General features: G+C 31.7%; 14 protein-coding genes. 4 read left to right on the forward strand and 10 right to left on the reverse strand.

Going from position 1 to position 19391, the window contains the following annotated elements:
• Window positions 1-7 precede the first annotated feature (7 nt).
• The 4 genes from K5Q05_RS01805 to K5Q05_RS01820 are packed head-to-tail and all read left to right on the forward strand — an operon-like array spanning window position 8 to window position 3526.
• The gene (locus K5Q05_RS01805; protein WP_025443780.1) at window positions 8-1147 is read left to right on the forward strand and encodes an HD-GYP domain-containing protein; all 1140 of its coding nucleotides are present in this window, start codon (window positions 8-10) and stop codon (window positions 1145-1147) included.
• Window positions 1148-1160: 13 nt separating this feature from the next.
• Window positions 1161-1874 (forward strand): 5'-methylthioadenosine/adenosylhomocysteine nucleosidase, encoded by a 714-nt coding sequence (locus tag K5Q05_RS01810; protein ID WP_025443779.1) that lies wholly within the window; start codon window positions 1161-1163, stop codon window positions 1872-1874.
• 13 nt (window positions 1875-1887) lie between these two features.
• Entirely contained in the window at window positions 1888-3060 is a 1173-nt protein-coding gene (gene metK / locus K5Q05_RS01815; protein WP_025443778.1) for a methionine adenosyltransferase, read from the forward strand.
• Entirely contained in the window at window positions 3053-3526 is a 474-nt protein-coding gene (locus K5Q05_RS01820) for an S-ribosylhomocysteine lyase (RefSeq protein WP_025443777.1), read from the forward strand. Before metK ends, K5Q05_RS01820 begins: the two co-directional genes overlap by 8 nt.
• 222 nt (window positions 3527-3748) lie before the next feature.
• Here the strand turns inward: K5Q05_RS01820 and K5Q05_RS01825 are convergent, their stop codons facing one another.
• From K5Q05_RS01825 to rpoB, 10 genes are all read right to left on the reverse strand, one after another.
• Window positions 3749-4168 carry an HIT family protein gene (locus K5Q05_RS01825; RefSeq protein ID WP_025443776.1) on the reverse strand — a complete coding sequence of 140 codons (420 nt, stop codon included), beginning with the start codon at window positions 4166-4168 and terminating at the stop codon, window positions 3749-3751.
• A gap of 45 nt (window positions 4169-4213) precedes the next feature.
• The gene (gene mgtE, locus K5Q05_RS01830; RefSeq protein WP_025443775.1) at window positions 4214-5575 is read right to left on the reverse strand and encodes a magnesium transporter; all 1362 of its coding nucleotides are present in this window, start codon (window positions 5573-5575) and stop codon (window positions 4214-4216) included.
• 52 nt (window positions 5576-5627) lie between these two features.
• A complete protein-coding gene (locus tag K5Q05_RS01835; protein ID WP_025443774.1) occupies window positions 5628-7052 on the reverse strand; it encodes an MGH1-like glycoside hydrolase domain-containing protein in 1425 nt (474 codons plus the stop codon).
• A 247-nt stretch (window positions 7053-7299) separates the two neighbouring features.
• A complete protein-coding gene (locus K5Q05_RS01840) occupies window positions 7300-8316 on the reverse strand; it encodes a BMP family ABC transporter substrate-binding protein (protein ID WP_025443773.1) in 1017 nt (338 codons plus the stop codon).
• Between the two features lie 339 nt (window positions 8317-8655).
• Window positions 8656-9690, reverse strand: a complete 1035-nt coding sequence (locus K5Q05_RS01845; protein WP_025443772.1) for a BMP family ABC transporter substrate-binding protein — start codon at window positions 9688-9690, stop codon at window positions 8656-8658.
• Between the two features lie 20 nt (window positions 9691-9710).
• Window positions 9711-10736, reverse strand: a complete 1026-nt coding sequence (locus K5Q05_RS01850; RefSeq protein ID WP_099497089.1) for a BMP family ABC transporter substrate-binding protein — start codon at window positions 10734-10736, stop codon at window positions 9711-9713.
• Window positions 10737-10807: 71 nt separating this feature from the next.
• Window positions 10808-11281 (reverse strand): 30S ribosomal protein S7, encoded by a 474-nt coding sequence (gene rpsG, locus K5Q05_RS01855; RefSeq protein WP_025443770.1) that lies wholly within the window; start codon window positions 11279-11281, stop codon window positions 10808-10810.
• 14 nt (window positions 11282-11295) lie between these two features.
• Window positions 11296-11670 (reverse strand): 30S ribosomal protein S12, encoded by a 375-nt coding sequence (rpsL, locus tag K5Q05_RS01860; RefSeq protein WP_020954769.1) that lies wholly within the window; start codon window positions 11668-11670, stop codon window positions 11296-11298.
• A gap of 63 nt (window positions 11671-11733) precedes the next feature.
• A complete protein-coding gene (gene rpoC / locus K5Q05_RS01865) occupies window positions 11734-15867 on the reverse strand; it encodes a DNA-directed RNA polymerase subunit beta' (RefSeq protein WP_025443769.1) in 4134 nt (1377 codons plus the stop codon).
• 14 nt (window positions 15868-15881) lie between these two features.
• Window positions 15882-19349 carry a DNA-directed RNA polymerase subunit beta gene (gene rpoB / locus K5Q05_RS01870; protein ID WP_025443768.1) on the reverse strand — a complete coding sequence of 1156 codons (3468 nt, stop codon included), beginning with the start codon at window positions 19347-19349 and terminating at the stop codon, window positions 15882-15884.
• Window positions 19350-19391 lie beyond the last annotated feature (42 nt).

Genomic DNA, 19391 nt, shown 5'->3' on the forward strand with positions numbered 1-19391 from the left:
GATAAAAATGCAAAACTTTGACAACCTAGAAAAAGATATAAAAAATTTTTCATACATAATAGATAAAGATTTCTTAGTATGGCCGGAAAACTCACTTTTAAAACCTAAAAACATTGAACTAATTGAAAAATGGGGTCTAAAAAAGGCTCTTAAAATGCAAAAAACTTTCTTTAATGAGTCAGCAATGCAAGAAGCAAAAAAACTGATTAATGTAGAATATGATAAAGAATCCATTGCTAGTTATCACATACTAATAAGCAATTTAGAGGAAGTATATGAAACCTGCAAGAAAAACAAAAAAATCTACTATCAAGACGTTCTTCCAACTGTAAAAAAAGTAATAGAGTTTTATAAAAAAAATCAAAAAACATTTATCAAATACATCAAAATACCAAAACTATTATCCGACTACAACACTATTCACCCAGTCAATACCGCAATACTAACCGTGGCACTTGGCAGTGAAATGAATCTAAACAATCATAAAATGGTTGAACTCTGCACAGCAGCTCTTTTACACAAAATAGGTTTCCTATTTATCCCCTTAAAGATAAGTGAAAAAAAAGAAAAGCTAAGTGATGAAGAATTTGAAGTAATAAAAAAATATCCCACACTAGGCCATAAAATACTATCAACTACTAATTTTTCGCAATCTATCTGTTCGACGATATTAACTCATAAAGAAAACTTAGATGGTTCAGGATATCCCAATAAACTTAAAAGTGAAAACATCAATATTGAGTCTAATGTAATAGGTGCTGCTAGCGCATATAGTGCAATACTTTTAGATAGAACATATAAAGAGGCCTTAAATTCTGGGGCATCTCTTATTGAATTAATACAAGATGCTGATAAGAAATTTGACAAAAGAGTTTTAAAACTAATAATTAAAGTTCTCTCTCAATGTCCTCTAGACTTTATTGTTGAACTTAATGATAAATCAATTGCTAAAATAATAAAAATTAATGAAACCAATACTAATACACCATACATACAATATATAATAAAAGACAACAAAGTTGTAACCTGTAGTAAAAATCAAAATTATGTTAAGTCCATCCCTAAAACAGAAACAGGCATTAAAAAAATACTCAGAAAAGATGAAATAGAATTTCTTTTAAAAAAATATAGTTTAGAAAAAATGTAAATAGGAGTAAAGCATGATTTTAATAACATCTGCAATGGATGAAGAATCAATAGAAATAAATAATATTATTGAAGATAAAGAAGAAATTATATTGGGTGATCATTTAGGTAAGAAAAAAATTTATAAAGGAGAAATCTCAGGGCATAAAATAATTTCTTTAACCACTGGTATTGGTAAAGTAAATGCTGCTATTTGGACTAGCTACATTATATCAAAATATAAAATCACTCATATAATAAGCTCAGGAACTGCTGGTGGAATAAAAGAATCTGAAAATATTAAAATAGCAGACATAGTGATATCATCTGAGACAGCATTTCATGATTTTAATTTAACTAAATTCGGATATAAACCAGGACAAATACCAAACTTTCCACAAAAATTCAAACCAGATGAAAATCTACTAAAAAAAACTGTTGACATTATCGAAGACAAAGTTCAAAATGTTAGCGCTCACATTGGCCTAATACTTACAGGTGATCAATTTATTGGAGATGAAAAACAACTAGAGCAAATTAAAAACAACTTCCCAGATGCTTTAGCTGTAGAGATGGAAAGTGCTGCGATTGCCCAAGTAGCACACACATTCAAGATACCTTTCATTATTGCACGTTCTGTATCTGACTTACCAAACATCAAAGACAATCACATAGACTTTAATAAGTTCTTACAAGTTGCATCAATTAATGCAGCTAATATGGTCAAAGAACTCATTAAACTCATATAAGGTGATAATATTTATGACCAATAACAATCAAACATTAACATCTGAAGCTGTATCTGAAGGACATCCTGACAAGATTGCAGATCAAATTTCTGATGCCATACTTGACGAAATACTTAAAAAAGACAAAATGGCGAAAGTCGCATGTGAAACATTAGTTTCAAAGAATTTAGTAGTCATAGCAGGAGAAATAAATAGCAAAGCAAAAAAATACATAGATATACAAGAAATTGCAAAACAAACAATAAAAAATATTGGATATACAAATATAGAATATGGACTTGACTATAAGTCTGCTACAATAATTGATGCTACTGGACATCAGTCAATGGATATTACAAATGCAGTTGAGAAAAAAAACACAAAAAACATAGGAGCAGGGGATCAAGGAATAATTTTTGGTTATGCATGCAATGAAACTGAAAATTTCTTACCCATAGCATATGAATTAGCTAACTTAATTTTACAAAAAGCCAGCAAACTTCGAAAATCAGGTGAAATTAAATGGCTACGCCCTGATGCAAAATCCCAAGTTACCATCGAATATGATTCTAATAAAGCACCCATTAAAATCAGTAATATTGTTGTATCTCATCAACATGATCCTGATATTCCTCAAAATTTCCTAAGGCAAACAATCATTGAAAAGATTATAAGACCTACCCTTGAAAGCAAATCAATGCTTGATAAGGATATTAAATATTACATTAATCCTTCAGGTAATTTTGTCATAGGAGGCCCTACTGGAGACACAGGTCTTACAGGAAGAAAAATTATTGCTGATAGTTATGGTGGCTTCGCAAGACATGGCGGTGGCGCTTATAGTGGCAAAGATGCTACTAAAGTTGACAGATCAGCAGCTTACATGGCAAGATATATTGCTAAGAACATGGTAGCAGCAGGTATTTCTAAAGAATTTGAAATGCAACTCGCTTATGCTATTGGGATCCCTGAACCAGTATCTGTGAAAATAACTACAGGCATAAATGATAACAAATATGAAAAAAAAATATTAAATTTTATCCTCAATAACTTCGATCTAACTCCCAATGGCATAATCAAAAAATTAAAATTAAGAGAACCTATTTATTCTAAAACATGTACATACGGACACTTTGGAAAAAATGAACTAGAATGGGAAAAATTAGATTTCGTAGATAAAATAAAAAAGGAGTTCAAACATGAATAAAATAACAAGCTTTACAATCGATCATACAAAACTAAAACCTGGCATATATATTTCAAGAAAAGATATATTTGAGCATTTAACATTCACTACTGTAGATATTAGAATGAAATCTCCCAATAGAGAACCTGTAATAAATCATGCAGAAATACATACAATTGAGCATATAGGAGCAACACTACTAAGAAATAATAAAGTCTGGGGAGATAAGATACTATACTTTGGACCAATGGGGTGTAGAACCGGATTTTATCTAATTATTTTAGGAAATTATGAAAGCAAAGACCTTATTGATTTAATATCTTGGCTTTTCCATGAAATTGCTGACTTTCAAGGAGATATTATAGGCGCAACTGCAAAAGAATGTGGTAATCACCAAGATCACAATCTAAACATGGCAAAATATGAATCTAATCGGTATCTAGCAATATTGGGAAATATAAAAGAAGAAAATCTAACATATCCTTAAGAACAATAAAAATTCATATACCTACAACTTATAAACATCATACCATTTGGAAGAAGTTAATAAAGTAGTCTGATGATGCCAAAATGTGATTAAATGCAAATTAATCAAGCATAATAAATAAAAATACTTGCACAATCAACTTTTATAAGAAAACCCTCTAGAATAAAGTATTATGACATGACAAAAGCTTATATAGAAATCAAAAACAATATTTTTCAGATTTTAAATATTATGACTTATCTTTCTAGACAAGTCCAAAAGCTCATCTCCTGATAATTCAATATTACTACCTCTTTTAAACCCAAAATTATCCCCTTTAAATCTTGGCACTACATGAAAATGAGTATGAAAAATAACCTGTCCTGCATCAGAGCCAATTGCAGTATAAATATTAATACCTCTACAAATACTTGGCCCTAACTTTTTTAAAGATAGAGCCACTTTGTTACAAACCCTCAATATTTGCCCATTAAATTCATCACTCATATCCAAAGCATCATTGCTATGTTGTTTTGGAATAACAAGCGTATGTCCAATATTTAAAGGATTAATATCAAGAAAAGCAAGAACTAACTCATCCTCATAAACCTTATAACAAGGTACCTCGTCTTTTACTATTTTGCAAAAAATACATTCACTCAAAAGTTTCTCCTATTCAATCACAATATTAGAAATAGACTAATATCTCTAAAAATAATTGTTCAGAACTAATTTTGCTATATTAAAATAAGCAATCAAGGTAATAACATCAGCAATAGTAGTAATTAAAGGTCCTGCCATTAAAGCTGGATCTATTCTTACAAATTTGGCTAAAATGGGTAAAAGACCTCCCAATATTTTTGCTACCATCAAACCTATCATCAAACATGAAGAAACAACAAAAGCTATTCTAAACCTCTCACCATGCCCAGGAATCACAAAAAGTACAATTCTTATAAAATTAATACTAGCAAGAATTGAGCCGACTAAAATACTAACACATACTTCCTTAAGTAACACTTTAAAAAAGTCTTTTACCTTAAGAGTTCCAAGAGCAAGTTCACGAATGATTAACGCAGATGCTTGAGAACCAGCATTTCCTGAAGTATCCATTAAAAGTGGAATAAAGCTAGTTAAAATGACTAAAGACAAAACCAAATTTTGATAATTAGTAATTATAGTGGCAGTCAGAGTAGAAGATATCATAAGAATCAAAAGCCAAACAATTCTATTTTTTGTCATGTCAAAAATGGAAGTATCAAGATAAGACTTGCCTAAAGGGGTAACCGCAGCCATTATCTGAAAATCCTCGGTATTTAAATTCTGAATAACTTCAAGAATATCATCGATAATTATGATTCCTATCATCCGCCCCTCATTATCAACAACAGGAACACTTGAAATATCATGATTCTGAAAAAGAAGAGCAACATCTTCCTTTCCATCACTAACTTTCACAATATAAAATCCGGTACTCTTCATTATTGAAGAAATCACAACGTCATCGCCAGACAACATCAAATCTTCAATCTTAATAACTCCTTTTAACCGTTTTTCTTCATCTGTAATATAATAGGTATAAACGTCTTCTTTGGTTTTTGCCACCTTTCTAATATAATCAAGAGCTTCTCCAACACTAAAATAATCTTTAAGTTCAATATATTCTATTGTTACAATTGACCCAGCAGAATTATCGTTATACGATAAAAACTTATTAATAATTTCTCTATTTTCCTCAGTAGAGCTTGCCAAAAATCTTTGCACAACATTTGCTGGCACTTCTTCCAAAAGATCAATAACATCATCAAGATTTAACTCATCTATCATTTCTCTTATTTCTCTGTTTGTAAAAGAATTTGCCAACTTGTTTTTTGTAACTTGATCAAAGTTAGAAAAAGCTTCAACAGCAACTTTCTTTGGAAGAAACCTATAAAGCAAAATCAAATAAGACCCATTAAGTTTTTTCAGAGTTTCACTAATATCAAAAGCATCATATTTTAAAAGTTCTTCCTTTATTTCAGAATATCTCCTCTTTTCAAGCAAGGTTTTTAAAAATACAACATCTATCATATCAACATCTCCAAGATTATAACTCTGAATAAATGTCACAATTGCCTATTAATTAAAGCTTATCTAAAAGCATTGAACACCTACCTGAAGGTATAGGTAGAGTCTTTTCTTTTTTATTCAATATATTTATTGTAAAGTAGTAAAGTTTTTCTGACTCCATTTTGATCTCCCATCCCCTCTTACCCTTATTACATATAATTGTAGTTTGATTCTTCTTAAGAGATAAACTCTCTATTCCCATGACCTCAAGAGCAGGAATATTCCAATAAACTGTTTTATCAGGTAAACTAATTGTAAGTCCAATAATATTTTCTATCATCAAACTAATACTAAAAAGTGCAAGATAACAAATAATATCTTTTTCTGGAAGAATCTTTTGCTCAACATTCAAATATGCAGGCCCCTCTCTCATTGGCTTATAAGCCTCCCAAATATGTCCTTTAACTTTGCCATCAGGCAATAGAGTATCTAATATATAATACAAATGCCTTATGGTAAATTCCCTTGCAATATTTGCACGCCTACAATATTCAAGCCCTTTAATAACAAAAAAATTCATATAAGTGTAAACAGAACCATAATACCCATTTCCATCTAAATTAAACCGAGGATCATTAGCTGAAAGAGTAGGAAAAGGATTTGGGGTTCCAAAGTGCTTATGACTTTTTAAATAAAAAATCATTCTTTCTATTCTATCTTCACTTGGAATTTCAGAAAGAAGTGGTAAAAATCCCACTATTGTTTTACACCTAATAATATTTTCATTCATGTCCAGATCATAATAAAATCCATCTTTTTCATCCCACATTAATGAATTAATCTTAGCTTTAAGAGAAAAAAACCTTTTCTTATATTCGAGTGATAAATTTTTATCATTTAGTATGTCTGCCAACTTAGCAATACAATATGCACTATGTACCTGAAATGAATTAAAATCTATCGGATAATATGCATCTTCTCTGGGAGAATTTTTATAAAAAATTTTATTCATATCAATTGAATAAAGACCGTTTGATTTTAAAAACTTTTTTTCTATCCACTTATAATATCTATCAAGAATTGGCAAAACATCACAAATACGTTTCTTATTACCCGTTTTATGATATAAATTATATTCAACCCAAGCAAAAATTGGCAATCCAATACCATCATCATTACCTTCTATGTAAACAACATTATTACTGTGATCATAGCGAGTCCTAATTGCACCAGATGCCTCTTGAAGTTCATAAAATTTATCAATAGTGGATGTGGGAGAATACTCTCCATTACTGTAAACAAGAAAAAAGCTTGAAAGACAAGCTTGAAGTTGATCTATAAACCCAAGATTTTCAGAATAATAATTTTTATCCTTTTTACTCTTTTCCAAAGCTTGAGAGAAAACAATTTTGTCTTGAATCCAAGAAAGACTCTTATTATAAATATCAATAAAATCCTGATCATAATAATAAATTTTGGGAAATACACTCTTATTCAATGCTCAAACCTCTGAAAAACAAATATCAATCGACTTCTATTTATTATACATTATAATAATAACAAAATGGGAATTGAAAACTAAAAATTTTAAAGTTAGCCCAAAGTAAGTCAGTTTAAAACAAATTGTAAAAACAGATTATCACTCTAAAATCAAAAAAGATTAGTAATAAACAAGGAAAGCCAAAACCAAACTAGCATACAAAAAACATGCAAATATATTTCCAAATAATTATTTAAGATTATTATTAATTAAAAATTCCTTTCCTAAGAAAACTATTATAAGTCTTCTCATTATTTGGAACAATAATATCCCCATTAATTATCATTTCAGAAATATGATCCAATTCTCTCTCAAGCTCAAAAGAAATCTCTTTAGGATTCTTAACAAAACCTAGAAAGCCTTCTTTTAATCCATAATTTAATAACTTTCCACCTTCAAACATATTTGTTCTTAAGTAATTTGAAGTAACAATATTCAAAACTCTTCCAATATCTTTAATTGAAGACGTAATAACATTTTCAGGAGCAAGGTGTGACTGATCTTGACCAACTCCAATAATATAATATCCATCCCCAAGCTCTTTGGCAGCCTCAATAATTCCAAGTCCAACTAATCCCGCAATATGATAAATAATGTCTACACCATTTGCATACATCTCATTTGTCATTTTCTTTCCAGTATACGTATCGACAAAACTACCAATATACTTACTATCAATACTGATATTCTTGTTAGCATACATAGCACCCGCTTCATATCCATACCTAAATGCATTAACAACTATATCATCAACTCCACCTAAAAATCCAATTTTGCCCGTCTTAGATGTTTTAGCTGCAATATAACCTACTAAAAACGCACATTCCTCGGATCTAAAAGTTATAGCTGACAGATTCTCAGGAATGATCAAATCCCTATTATAAACAGGATCAATAATTGCATATTTGATCCCTGGATTTTCTGAAGCAACAATAATAGCAAGATCACTAAACTTATATCCAACTAACCAGATAAAATTTGAACCATTATCCTTTAATGATTTTACATCAAATAAATAAGAATCTGAACTAGATTCCTTCATAACTATTTCTAATCCAAATTCCTTTTCTAACTTCTTAACACCATTCCAAACACTTCCATTAAAAGCATTATCATCAAATGTTCCATCAATTAATACAGCAATTTTAGCAAGTCTACCATCTACTTTAGAACCAGAACATGAAAAACATAAAATGCACAAAGCTAAGAATAAATTTCTCACACATATCTCCGCTTAAGACCAATCTAATTAAAATTCTATAACCTTAGATTAAATAAATCAAATTCGTATTCAGTCAAAGATATAATGAGCTCTCTATTAACTCTTATTCTGAATTTTCATAAGCTCACTAAACAAATCATTACCAGTAATGTTATGTTCTCTAAAAATATCTATAACACATTCTTTCATTCACTGATTTTTTAATAAACTTTATCCTCTCCTAATTAAATAGATTTACAATAGTCTTAAACTTTAAAACAAAAATACCTTAACAAACTATCAATAAAAATAAAACTAGGTTACAAATATTAATGAATTGTTTTGTTTATCAATAAAGAATTAATTCAATAGATTATGAATCTCTAAAAATTTTTTATACTTATCAAGATTACTTGGCACCAAAATATCTCCACTAACTATTTTATCTTCTATAGATTCAATCTTAATCATAATATTTTCCTCGATTTTGGCATTATTCTTAACAATACCCACAGCACCGTCTTTAAGACCTAATTCTAATATCCTTCCACCAGCAAAAATATTTGTTTCCAAATAACTCTTTGTTATTTCGCAAATAGAATTTCCAATATTTCTAACAACTGATGTTAAAATATTCTCAGGGGCAAGGTATGACTGATCTTGATCAACTCCAATAATATAATGCCCAATCCCAAGTTCCTTTGCAACTTCAATCACTCCAAGACCTGCAAGTCCTGCTGCTACAAATATAATATCAATATTATATTTATACATTTTCAAAGCAATAGTTCTAGCTAAAGACAAATCCACAAATGATCCCACATACTGAGATTCCAACTTAATATCCTTATTTGCATATTTAACACCAGATTCATATCCGTACCTAAATGCATTGATAATTGTACTCTCAATTCCACCTACAAATCCAATTTTACCTGTCTTAGATGTATGAGCAGCAAGATAACCAGCCAAAAATGAAGCTTCTTCAACTTTAAATGAAAGACCAAGCAAATTTTCCGGAATATTTACACCATCTTTGTAAATAATATCAATAGCCCCATAATTAATATCTCTATTAAGTAAAGCGGCTTGCTCAATAGCTTCCTGAAGCTTATAACCAACTCCCCAAATAATGCTAGAACCTTTATCCTTAAGAGCTTCTAAATCACTAACATAAGATATACTTGATGAAGTTTTTCCAAAAATATCAACTTTAAAATCTTCTTTTAAAATTTGAATGCCCTTCCAAGCACTCTCACCAAATGACTTGTCCTCAAAAGTTCCATCAACCATTAAAGAAATTACAGGCCTATTTAAAGACCTAGAATTAGATGATTCTTTAGCACATCCAAAAAAAGACAACACAATAGAAATGAACACTATTAATTTATTCATATAAAAGCTCCCACCATTACTCAACTCTTATTTATCAAACTGACAATAAAAGCATCATAAGATTTCTTATCTCTGGGAACTTCAATCTCATTATTGATTATCTTATTTTTAACTTCTGAAAACCCATCATAATCACTCATCAAATCTAAATTTATCAACTTATTAAAAAGTAAATCAAGTACTCCATCTCTAAGTCCAAATTCCAATTCTTTGCCGCCATTCCACTTTCCAAACTCTAAATAAGCTCTTGTCAAATCTAAAATAACAGCATCAATTCTCTTAACATATGAAATAATTATGTTTTCAGGAGCAAGATATGACTGATCCTGATCAACTCCAATAATATAATGTCCATCGCCAAGCTCTTTGGCAACCTCAATAGCACCAAGACCTGAGAGTCCTGCTGCTGAAAATACAATATCAACACCAGAAGCATACATCTTACTTGCAATTGAACGTCCAAATGAAAGATCAGAAAATGTCCCTACATATTGAGAATTCAATTCAATATTCTTATTTGCATATTTAGCACCAGATTCATATCCATATCTAAATGCATTAACAACTGCAACATCCATTCCACCTAAAAATCCAATTTTACCCGTCTTAGATATCTTAGCAGCAAGATAACCTGCTAAAAAGGCTCCTTCCTCAGACCTAAATTTTACATTCACCAAATTCTTAGGTAACTCAACATCATTTGCGTAAGCACCCTCAATAACAGCATAATTAATATCAGAATTTTCTATGGATTTTTGTAAAAACGTATCTGTAAACTTAAAACCAATTCCCCAAATTAATCTAGAACCAGCTTCTTCCAATCCCCCCATATCTGCTAAATAATCAGAAACTCTAGATTCTTTCTTAATCATTTTAACCTCAAATTCTTCTTTAATTTTATCCATAGCCTTAGAAGAGCTCTCATTAAAACCTCTATCATCAAAAGTTCCATCAACAATCAAAGAAATAGTATCAGACGGTGAAACTTTATTTTGCGAACCTACACAACCTAAGATAAAAAAAAATAAAACAACATTTCTTAAAATACATTAACCCCCTATTACCACAAATATATTAACTAAATTCACAAAACAAAAGTATCAAGAATTTTTTATTATTACCATCTATAATGCGTAAAAGCTCTATTTGCTTCTGCCATCCTGTGAGTATCCTCTTTCTTTTTAAAAGCAACACCTGTTGCATTGTAAGCATTAACAAGCTCATTTGCTAACTTCTCTTGCATTGACTTTCCACTCGATTTTCTAGCAGCTGCAATAATCCACTTCATTGCCAAAGCCTCACGCCTTTCTTCTCTAATTTCAACTGGCACTTGATAAGTAGCACCACCAACTCTTCTACTTCTAACCTCTACCAACGGTTTAACATTCTCCAATGCCTTATTAAAAGCAGTAATTTTATCACCCTCTTCAATTTTTTCTGAAAGCATATCAATTGAACTATACATTATAGCTTCACTGATTGACTTTTTTCCATCATACATCATTCTATTGACAAATTTAGCAATAATCCGAGAATCATACTTAGTATCTTTAAAGATTTTTTTCTTAATCTTTTTACTCTTTCTTGACATACAATTTATACCTCTTAAGCTTTTGGTTTCTTAGTACCATACTTAGAACGACTTTGCTTCCGATTATTAACACCAAGTGTATCCTTAGCCCCTCTAATAATATGATACCTAACACCCGGCAAATCTTTAACTCGTCCTCCTCTGATAAGAACAACTGAGTGTTCTTGTAAATTATGACCAATCCCTGGAATATAAGCTGTTACCTCAAATCCATTTGAAAGCCTAACACGAGCTACTTTTCTTAAAGCCGAATTAGGTTTCCTAGGTGTAACAGTCATTACACGAGTACAAATTCCTCTTCTTTGAGGACAATTTTGAAGCGCAAGAGATGATGTTTCTTCCTTTCGTCTCTTTCTTGGCTTTCTAATTAGTTGATTGATTGTAGGCATCCATGCTCCCCTTCTGCTAATTTTACCAATAAAATGGTATCAAATATATGACTTCTTTTCAAGCTATAATTCAGAGCTTGAATTCTCCCTCACCTTAACTCTCTTATATAAATTCATACCTGTTCCGGTAGGAATTAAATGTCCAATTACAACATTTTCCTTAAGACCTTTCAGATCATCAATACTACCCGCAATTGAAGCATCTGTTAAAACTTTAGTTGTTTCCTGGAAAGAAGCAGCTGAAATAAACGAATCTATATTAAGAGATGTCTTTGTTATCCCAATAAGAATTGGGCTAGCTACTGCAGGCTCACCACCTTGCTCAATTACCCTTTTATTTTGCTCATAAAAAGTATGTTTATCTACTTTTTGATTATAAACAAAATTAGTATCACCCACAGATACAATTTTAACTTTTTTCATCATTTGTTTAATAATTACACCAATATGCTTATCATTAATACTCACACCTTGCTTTCGATAAACATCCTGAATTTCTGCTAATAAAAACTCCTGCAAACTAATTCCACCAAGAATTTCAAGAACATCATGAGGATTAATCCTTCCATCACAAAGCATATCTCCAGCCTTAACAATATCTCCATCCCTAACTAAAAGATGTTTACCAGCAGGAATATAATGTTTATGCTCAACTCCATACTCATCTAAAATATTAATGAGTCTTTTACCCTTCTGAATTGCCTTAAATTGAACAACTCCACTTACCTTAGCCATTTCTGTCAAATTCTTTGGAATTCTTGTCTCAAACAAATCATTAACCCTAGGAAGACCACCGGTAATATCTTGAGTTTTTTCAGAACCCTTAGAAAGCTTAGCAATTACATCTCCTACATTAACATCTTGTCCATCTTCAACTTGAAGATAAGCATCTCCAGGAAGAACATAAGATGCAATCTCAACCCCTCTGTCATTAATAATTAAAATCCTAGGATCAAGAGACTCAAAAACTTGATCCGTAATTCTCTTCTCAATATTCCCGGTTTCAAGATTTATTTCTTCTTTAAGAGTTGTACCTAAAATAACATCTTTAAATTTAATTTTTCCTTCAAGTTCAGCAATAATTGGTTCTGCAAAAGGATCAAATGTCCCAATTATACGCCCAGCCTCAACATAATCACCCACATTGATTTCAAGTTTCGTACCAGCTTTTACAGGTATTTCTTGTTCTTCAGAAACAATCATAAGCTTATCATCTTTAATCTTAGTATAACCAATATAAGATGATATTACATCAACACATTCCTTATTTGTAAATAAAGGCATTCCCTTAATTACCTTTTGAGAATCTAAGACTTTAAGATCATTAACATCCTTAATATCTTCTTCATAAATAACATTTATTATTTTTAAAGTTCCTTTTCTTGTAAAGAGCAACCCACCATCAATCTGAACATTAAATCCCTCTATTCCATTAAGAATAAAAGAATTTTTAAGCGAAATCTTATCATCCTCACTACCAGCCTGTGCAACTCCCCCAATATGAAAAGTTCGCATGGTAAGCTGTGTTCCAGGCTGACCTATTGACTGAGCAGCTATTATGCCAACAGCCTCTCCAATATTAACAGGTTTATTATTTGAAAAATCTCGACCATAACATTTTTGACAAACTCCATGCTCAGCTTCACAAGTTAAAACAGATCTAATAACAAGCTTGTCAATACCAACAGTTTCTAATAACTTTATCCTATCCTCCGTAACTTCTTCATTTACATCTAAAATAATCTCACCCGTAATAGGATTTTTTATTCTTTCAATTGAATAACTGCCAACAACTTTTTCTCTTAAAGGCTCAACCACTTCCTCACCATTCTTTAAAGCTTCGACCTTTATACCATTAATAGTTCCACAATCTTCTGTTCTAACGACAACATCTTGAGCAATATCAACCAATCTTCGCGTTAAGTAACCAGCATCAGCCGTCTTAAGAGCTGTATCTGCAAGTCCCTTTCTTGCACCATTTGTAGAAATAAAGAACTCTATTACAGAAAGTCCTTCCTTAAAATTAGAAATAATTGGAAGCTCAATAATATCCCCAGATGTTTTAGCCATTAATCCTCTCATCCCTGCAAGTTGTCTTATTTGATTTTTACTCCCACGAGCACCAGAGTCAGCCATCATATAAATTACATTAAATCCATCTCTATCTTTTTTAAGAATCTCCATCATCCTATTAGTAAGTTCTTCATTTGTTTTTGACCAAACAGAAACAACATTATTATATCTCTCTTCTCCAGTAATAACGCCTTTAGCATAATCATTTTGAATTTTTGCAATTTCTCTATTAGCCTTATCTACATATGCTTTCTTCTCTTCAGGTACAATAATATCACTCATACTTATTGTACATCCAAATTTAGTAGCATATTTAAATCCAAGCTCTTTAATAATATCTAACATTTCAATTACAATAGAGGAACCATGAGCAACATAAACTTCAGAAATCAAAATCTGTAATTCATAATCACTAAGCGTCTTGTTTACAAATGCAATTTTATCTGGCAAAGCTTCGTTAAACACAACACGCCCTGCAGTAGTTTCTACATATTCACCATCAACCTTTACATAAATTCTTGCATTATAGTTCAAACACTTACTATTAATTGCAATAAGAACATGATTTAAATTAGAGAATTTACGTCCTTCTCCAACTACATTTTTTCTCTCCATAGTTAAGTAATAAAGACCTAACACAATATCTTGAGATGGAAATACAATAGGATGTCCATTTGCAGGATTTAACAAATTATTAGTTGAAAGCATTAAAGCCCAGCTCTCAGCCTGTGCTGCAGGAGTTAATGGAACATGTACAGCCATCTGATCACCATCAAAATCAGCATTATAAGCATGACAAACAAGAGGATGCAGTTTGATTGCCTTGCCTTCAACTAAAACTGGTTCAAAAGCTTGTATTCCCAATCTGTGAAGTGTTGGGGCTCGATTTAAAAGTACAGGATGTTCTTTAATAACATTATCTAAAATCTGCCATACTTCATCTACTTCTTGTTCAATTAAACTTTTTGCCCTTTTAATATTAAATACAGATTCACTCTCAATTAATTTTCTAATTACAAATGGCTTAAAAAGCTCAAGCGCCATCTTTGCAGGAATACCACACTGATGCAACTTAAGTTCAGGACCAACAACAATGACAGAACGACCCGAATAATCAACTCTCTTCCCAAGAAGGTTCTGTCTAAATCTACCTTGTTTACCCTTTAATGCATCAGAAAGAGATTTAAGTGGTCTATTGGATGTGCCCTTAACAACCTTTCTTTTATGTGAATTATCAAAAAGAGAATCTACTGATTCTTGTAACATTCTTTTTTCATTTCTTACAATAATCTCAGGCGCATTAAGCAATAAAAGCTTCCTTAAACGATTATTCCTATTAATTACTCTTCTATAAAGATCGTTAAGATCAGAAGTTGCAAATCTTCCTCCATCAAGCTGAACCATTGGTCTAATTTCTGGTGGAATTACAGGAAGAACATCAAGAATCATCCATGATGGCTTATTACCAGAAACTTTAAAATTCTCAATAATCTCAAGACGCCTTAAAAGTTTTTTATCCGTTTTATCATCTTTATCAATCATTTGAAGTCTAAGCTTAGATGAAAGTTCGTCAAGATCAAGATTCTCAAGTAAAGTTTTAATTGCTTCAGCACCCATTGAAGCACTAAAAGACATCCCATATCTCTCTTTTGCTTCAGAGTATTCATCTTCATTTAAAAGTTGCATTTTCTTAAGATCAGTATCACCTGGCTCAATTACGATATATTTTTCATAATAAAGAATAGAATTCAAATTAGAAGCCGTAATATCAAGTAAAAGACCAATTCTAGAAGGAATATATTTATAATACCAAATATGAGCAACAGGAGCTGAAAGCTCAATATGCCCCATCCTTTCACGTCTAACTTTAAAATGAGTTACCTCAACGTTACAACGATCACAGATAATGCCTTTATACCTGATTGATTTAAATTTCCCACAATAACATTCCCATTCTTTTGTCGTTCCAAAAATTCTTTCGCAAAAAAGACCATCTTTCTCAGGTCTTAAAGTTCTATAATTAATAGTTTCAGATTTTTTAACCTCTCCATAAGACCAATTTCTAATCTGTTCAGGAGATGCTATCTTTATTTTTATCTTTTCAAAATCTTTTATCTCTTTCATAAAACCCTCAAAACCTAAGCCTTATTAATCAATTCCTCTTCCTTTTCTGTTAAAGGAATTTGATTGCCATTATCATCATAAATTGATAAATCAAATCCTAACCCTCTTAACTCCTGCATCAAAACATTAAAAGATTCAGGAATTCCAGATACATTGGTAGGAATACCTTTAACAATATTTTCATATATCTTAACTCTACCTGACATATCATCTGATTTTACGGTTAAGAGCTCTTGAAGGGTATGAGCAGCTCCATAAGCTTCAAGTGCCCAAACTTCCATCTCTCCAAGCCTTTGCCCACCAAACTGAGCTTTTCCCCCAAGAGGTTGCTGAGACACAAGTGAATAGGGTCCTGTAGATCTTGCATGCATCTTATCGTCAACAAGATGATGTAGCTTAAGCATATATATAATTCCAACCATCACCTCATTTTCAAACGGTTCCCCCGTATATCCATCATATAAAATCTCTTTTGACGTTTCATTAAAGCCGGCCTTTTTTAACTTTTCTTGTATACATTCATTTGTAGCAGATTCAAAAACAGGAACATCATAATATTCATTAAGATATTTACCAGCAAGACCAAGCTGAGATTCCATTAATTGTCCAATATTCATACGAGATGGCACTCCCAAAGGATTCAAACATATATCAAGAGGAGTTCCATCCGCAAGATACGGCATATCCTCAACTGGAAGAATCTTTGCAACTACACCCTTATTGCCATGTCTTCCTGCCATCTTATCCCCTTCTTTAAGTTTCCTTTTCTTAGCAATATAAACCTTAAGTATTTCATCAACACCAGGTGGAAGATTACCAACATCATCTTTGGTGATTCTTTGAACATCAATTACAGTACCTTCTGTACCATGTGGAACTTTAAGTGAATTATTCTTAACATCTTTTGCCTTTTCACCAAAAATAGATGTCAAAAGCCTAAATTCAGGAGTAATATCTCCCTCTGACTTTGGCGTTACTTTACCAATTAAGATATCACCCGGCTTTACATACGTTCCTATTCTTACAATTCCATTTTCATCAAGCTTACTTAGTATCTTTCCACTAACATTGGGAATATCAGCTGTAACTTTTTCAGGTCCAAGCTTGGTTTCTCTTACCTCAATACTAAATTCTTTAATATGAACTGAAGTATAAAGGTCTTCCTTTACAATCCGATCAGAAATTAATATAGCATCTTCATAATTAAATCCGTTCCAAGGAATAAAACCAACTAACAAATTATTTCCAAGTGCTAATTCTCCATATCTAGTAGCAGGTCCATCAGCAATTATTTCACCCTTACTAACTACTTGACCTTCCTTAACTAAAACTGACTGATTAAAAGAAGTATCCTGGTTTGTTCTTTCATATTTTGCAAGTTCATATTCATCTAAATCATTATCATCAGCAGCATCATCAGGCCTGATCACTATTTTGTTACTTGTTGCCAATACAACTACACCTGCTCTTTTCACTTTAACAACAACACCAGAATCCTTTGCAACTATTCTTTCCATACCAGTACCAACAATAGGTGGTTGTGGAAATAATAAAGGAACTGCTTGACGTTGCATATTTGAACCCATAAGAGCTCGATTTGCATCATTATGTTCAAGAAAAGGTATTAACGCTGAAGAAACAGAAATCAACTGTCTAGGTGAAACATCCATATAATCAATATTTTCAGGAATCATTGTAGTATAATCACCAGAAACTCTAACAGAAATTAAATCATTAACATAATTACCCTCAGAATTAACAGCAGCGTTTGCCTGAGCAATGCACTTTTTTTCCTCATCAATTGCAGATAAATACTTGATCTCATTAGTAACTTTGCCGTTAATCACCTTTCTATAAGGAGTTTCTAAGAACCCATAATCATTTACCTTCGCATAAGTAGCCAAAGAAACAATAAGACCAATATTTGGCCCCTCAGGGGTCTCAATAGGACACATTCTACCATAATGCGTATAATGCACATCCCTTACTTCAAAACCTGCACGATCCCTTGAGAGTCCTCCAGGTCCCAAAGCATTAAGACGTCTTTTATGTGTCAACTCAGCCAAGGGATTAACTTGATCCATAAATTGTGAAAGCTGACTAGTTGCAAAAAATTCTTTAACAGCAGAAACAATAGGTTTAACACTTATTAATTCTTGAGGTTTAAGACTAAATACCTCTTTATTAGACATTCTATCCCTTGCAATTTTCTCTACCCTAGACATTGCTCCCTTATATATATTTGTAAGCAACTCACCAACAGAACGAACTCTTCTATTTCCAAGATGATCAATGTCATCAAGAACATCATGTCCATCATATATTCTTAAAAGATGAGATATTGTATTTACTATATCTGTCATAGTAAGAACGGAAGTTGTTAAGTCATCAAGGCCGAACTCTTTAGAAAGCTTATATCGCCCCACATGACCAAGATCATATCTCTTCTCTGAAAAAAACACAGTCCTTAAATCATTCTCAGCACTATCAATGGATATTGGCTCACCAGGCAAAAGCATACTATAAACCGAAAGCATTACAGCTTCTCTTGAAAGTTCTTTAACGCCATCTTTTAAAGGAAAATAAGCATCTTCCTTTTCAAAACAATTCAAAATAATATTAGAACTAATAAAATGTTTTCCAGGAACACTGTCATATCCATCAAAATCAATAAGATCTATCTCCTTTACTCCATTTTGTAGAAAATCTTCAATATCCTGCAAGGTTATTTTATCTCCTGCCCGATAACTCATATTTTCTTTTATATCAACATCTACCGCTAAGTATTGACCCGTAATATCTCTTTTAGTATCTTCATTTACTTCAATTTTTTTAATTTTATAAAAAGTTTCAATTATTTTTTCTCTAGTATCAAGACCCAAAGCTCTTAAGAAAAGAGTAACAAGTATTCTTTTTTTCCTGTCTATCTTAACATAAAGGTAATCTTTCTTTGAATCGATCTCAAATTCCAACCAAGAACCACGATAAGGAATAATACGAGCATAATATAAATCTTTTTCCTTGTAAAAAACAACCCCAGGGGATCTGTGAATTTGAGATACAATTACCCTTTCTGCACCATTAACAATAAAAGTCCCTCTATCAGTCATTAAAGGAATAGTCCCCATATAAACATCTTTTTGTCTTATCTCTCCTGTTGTTAGAAACTGCAAATTTAATCTTATCTTTAACACAGCCTCATAACTTTGGCCCTTTCTTTTGCATTCCTTTTCAGTAAAATTAATAGAATCATTGTCAATGTAGTATTTCTCATATTCAAGCACAACCTCACCATTGCTACTTTTCATAGGAAAAACATCCCTAAAAACAGATTCAAGGCCTTCATTGAGCAAAGGTTTATTATTTTTTAATCTCTTAAGCTGCAAAAATTTCTCATAAGAATTCAATTGTATTTCGATTAAATTAGGTAAGTCTAAGATTTCTTCTACTTTTCCTTGTCCGAGATGAACCCTTTTTATCATTAAAAGACTCCTTTTAAGGCACAACAAACCACCACATGCCAC

Origin of the sequence: Borrelia miyamotoi (assembly GCF_019668505.1) — a bacterium.
GTDB classification, from domain to species: domain Bacteria; phylum Spirochaetota; class Spirochaetia; order Borreliales; family Borreliaceae; genus Borrelia; species Borrelia miyamotoi.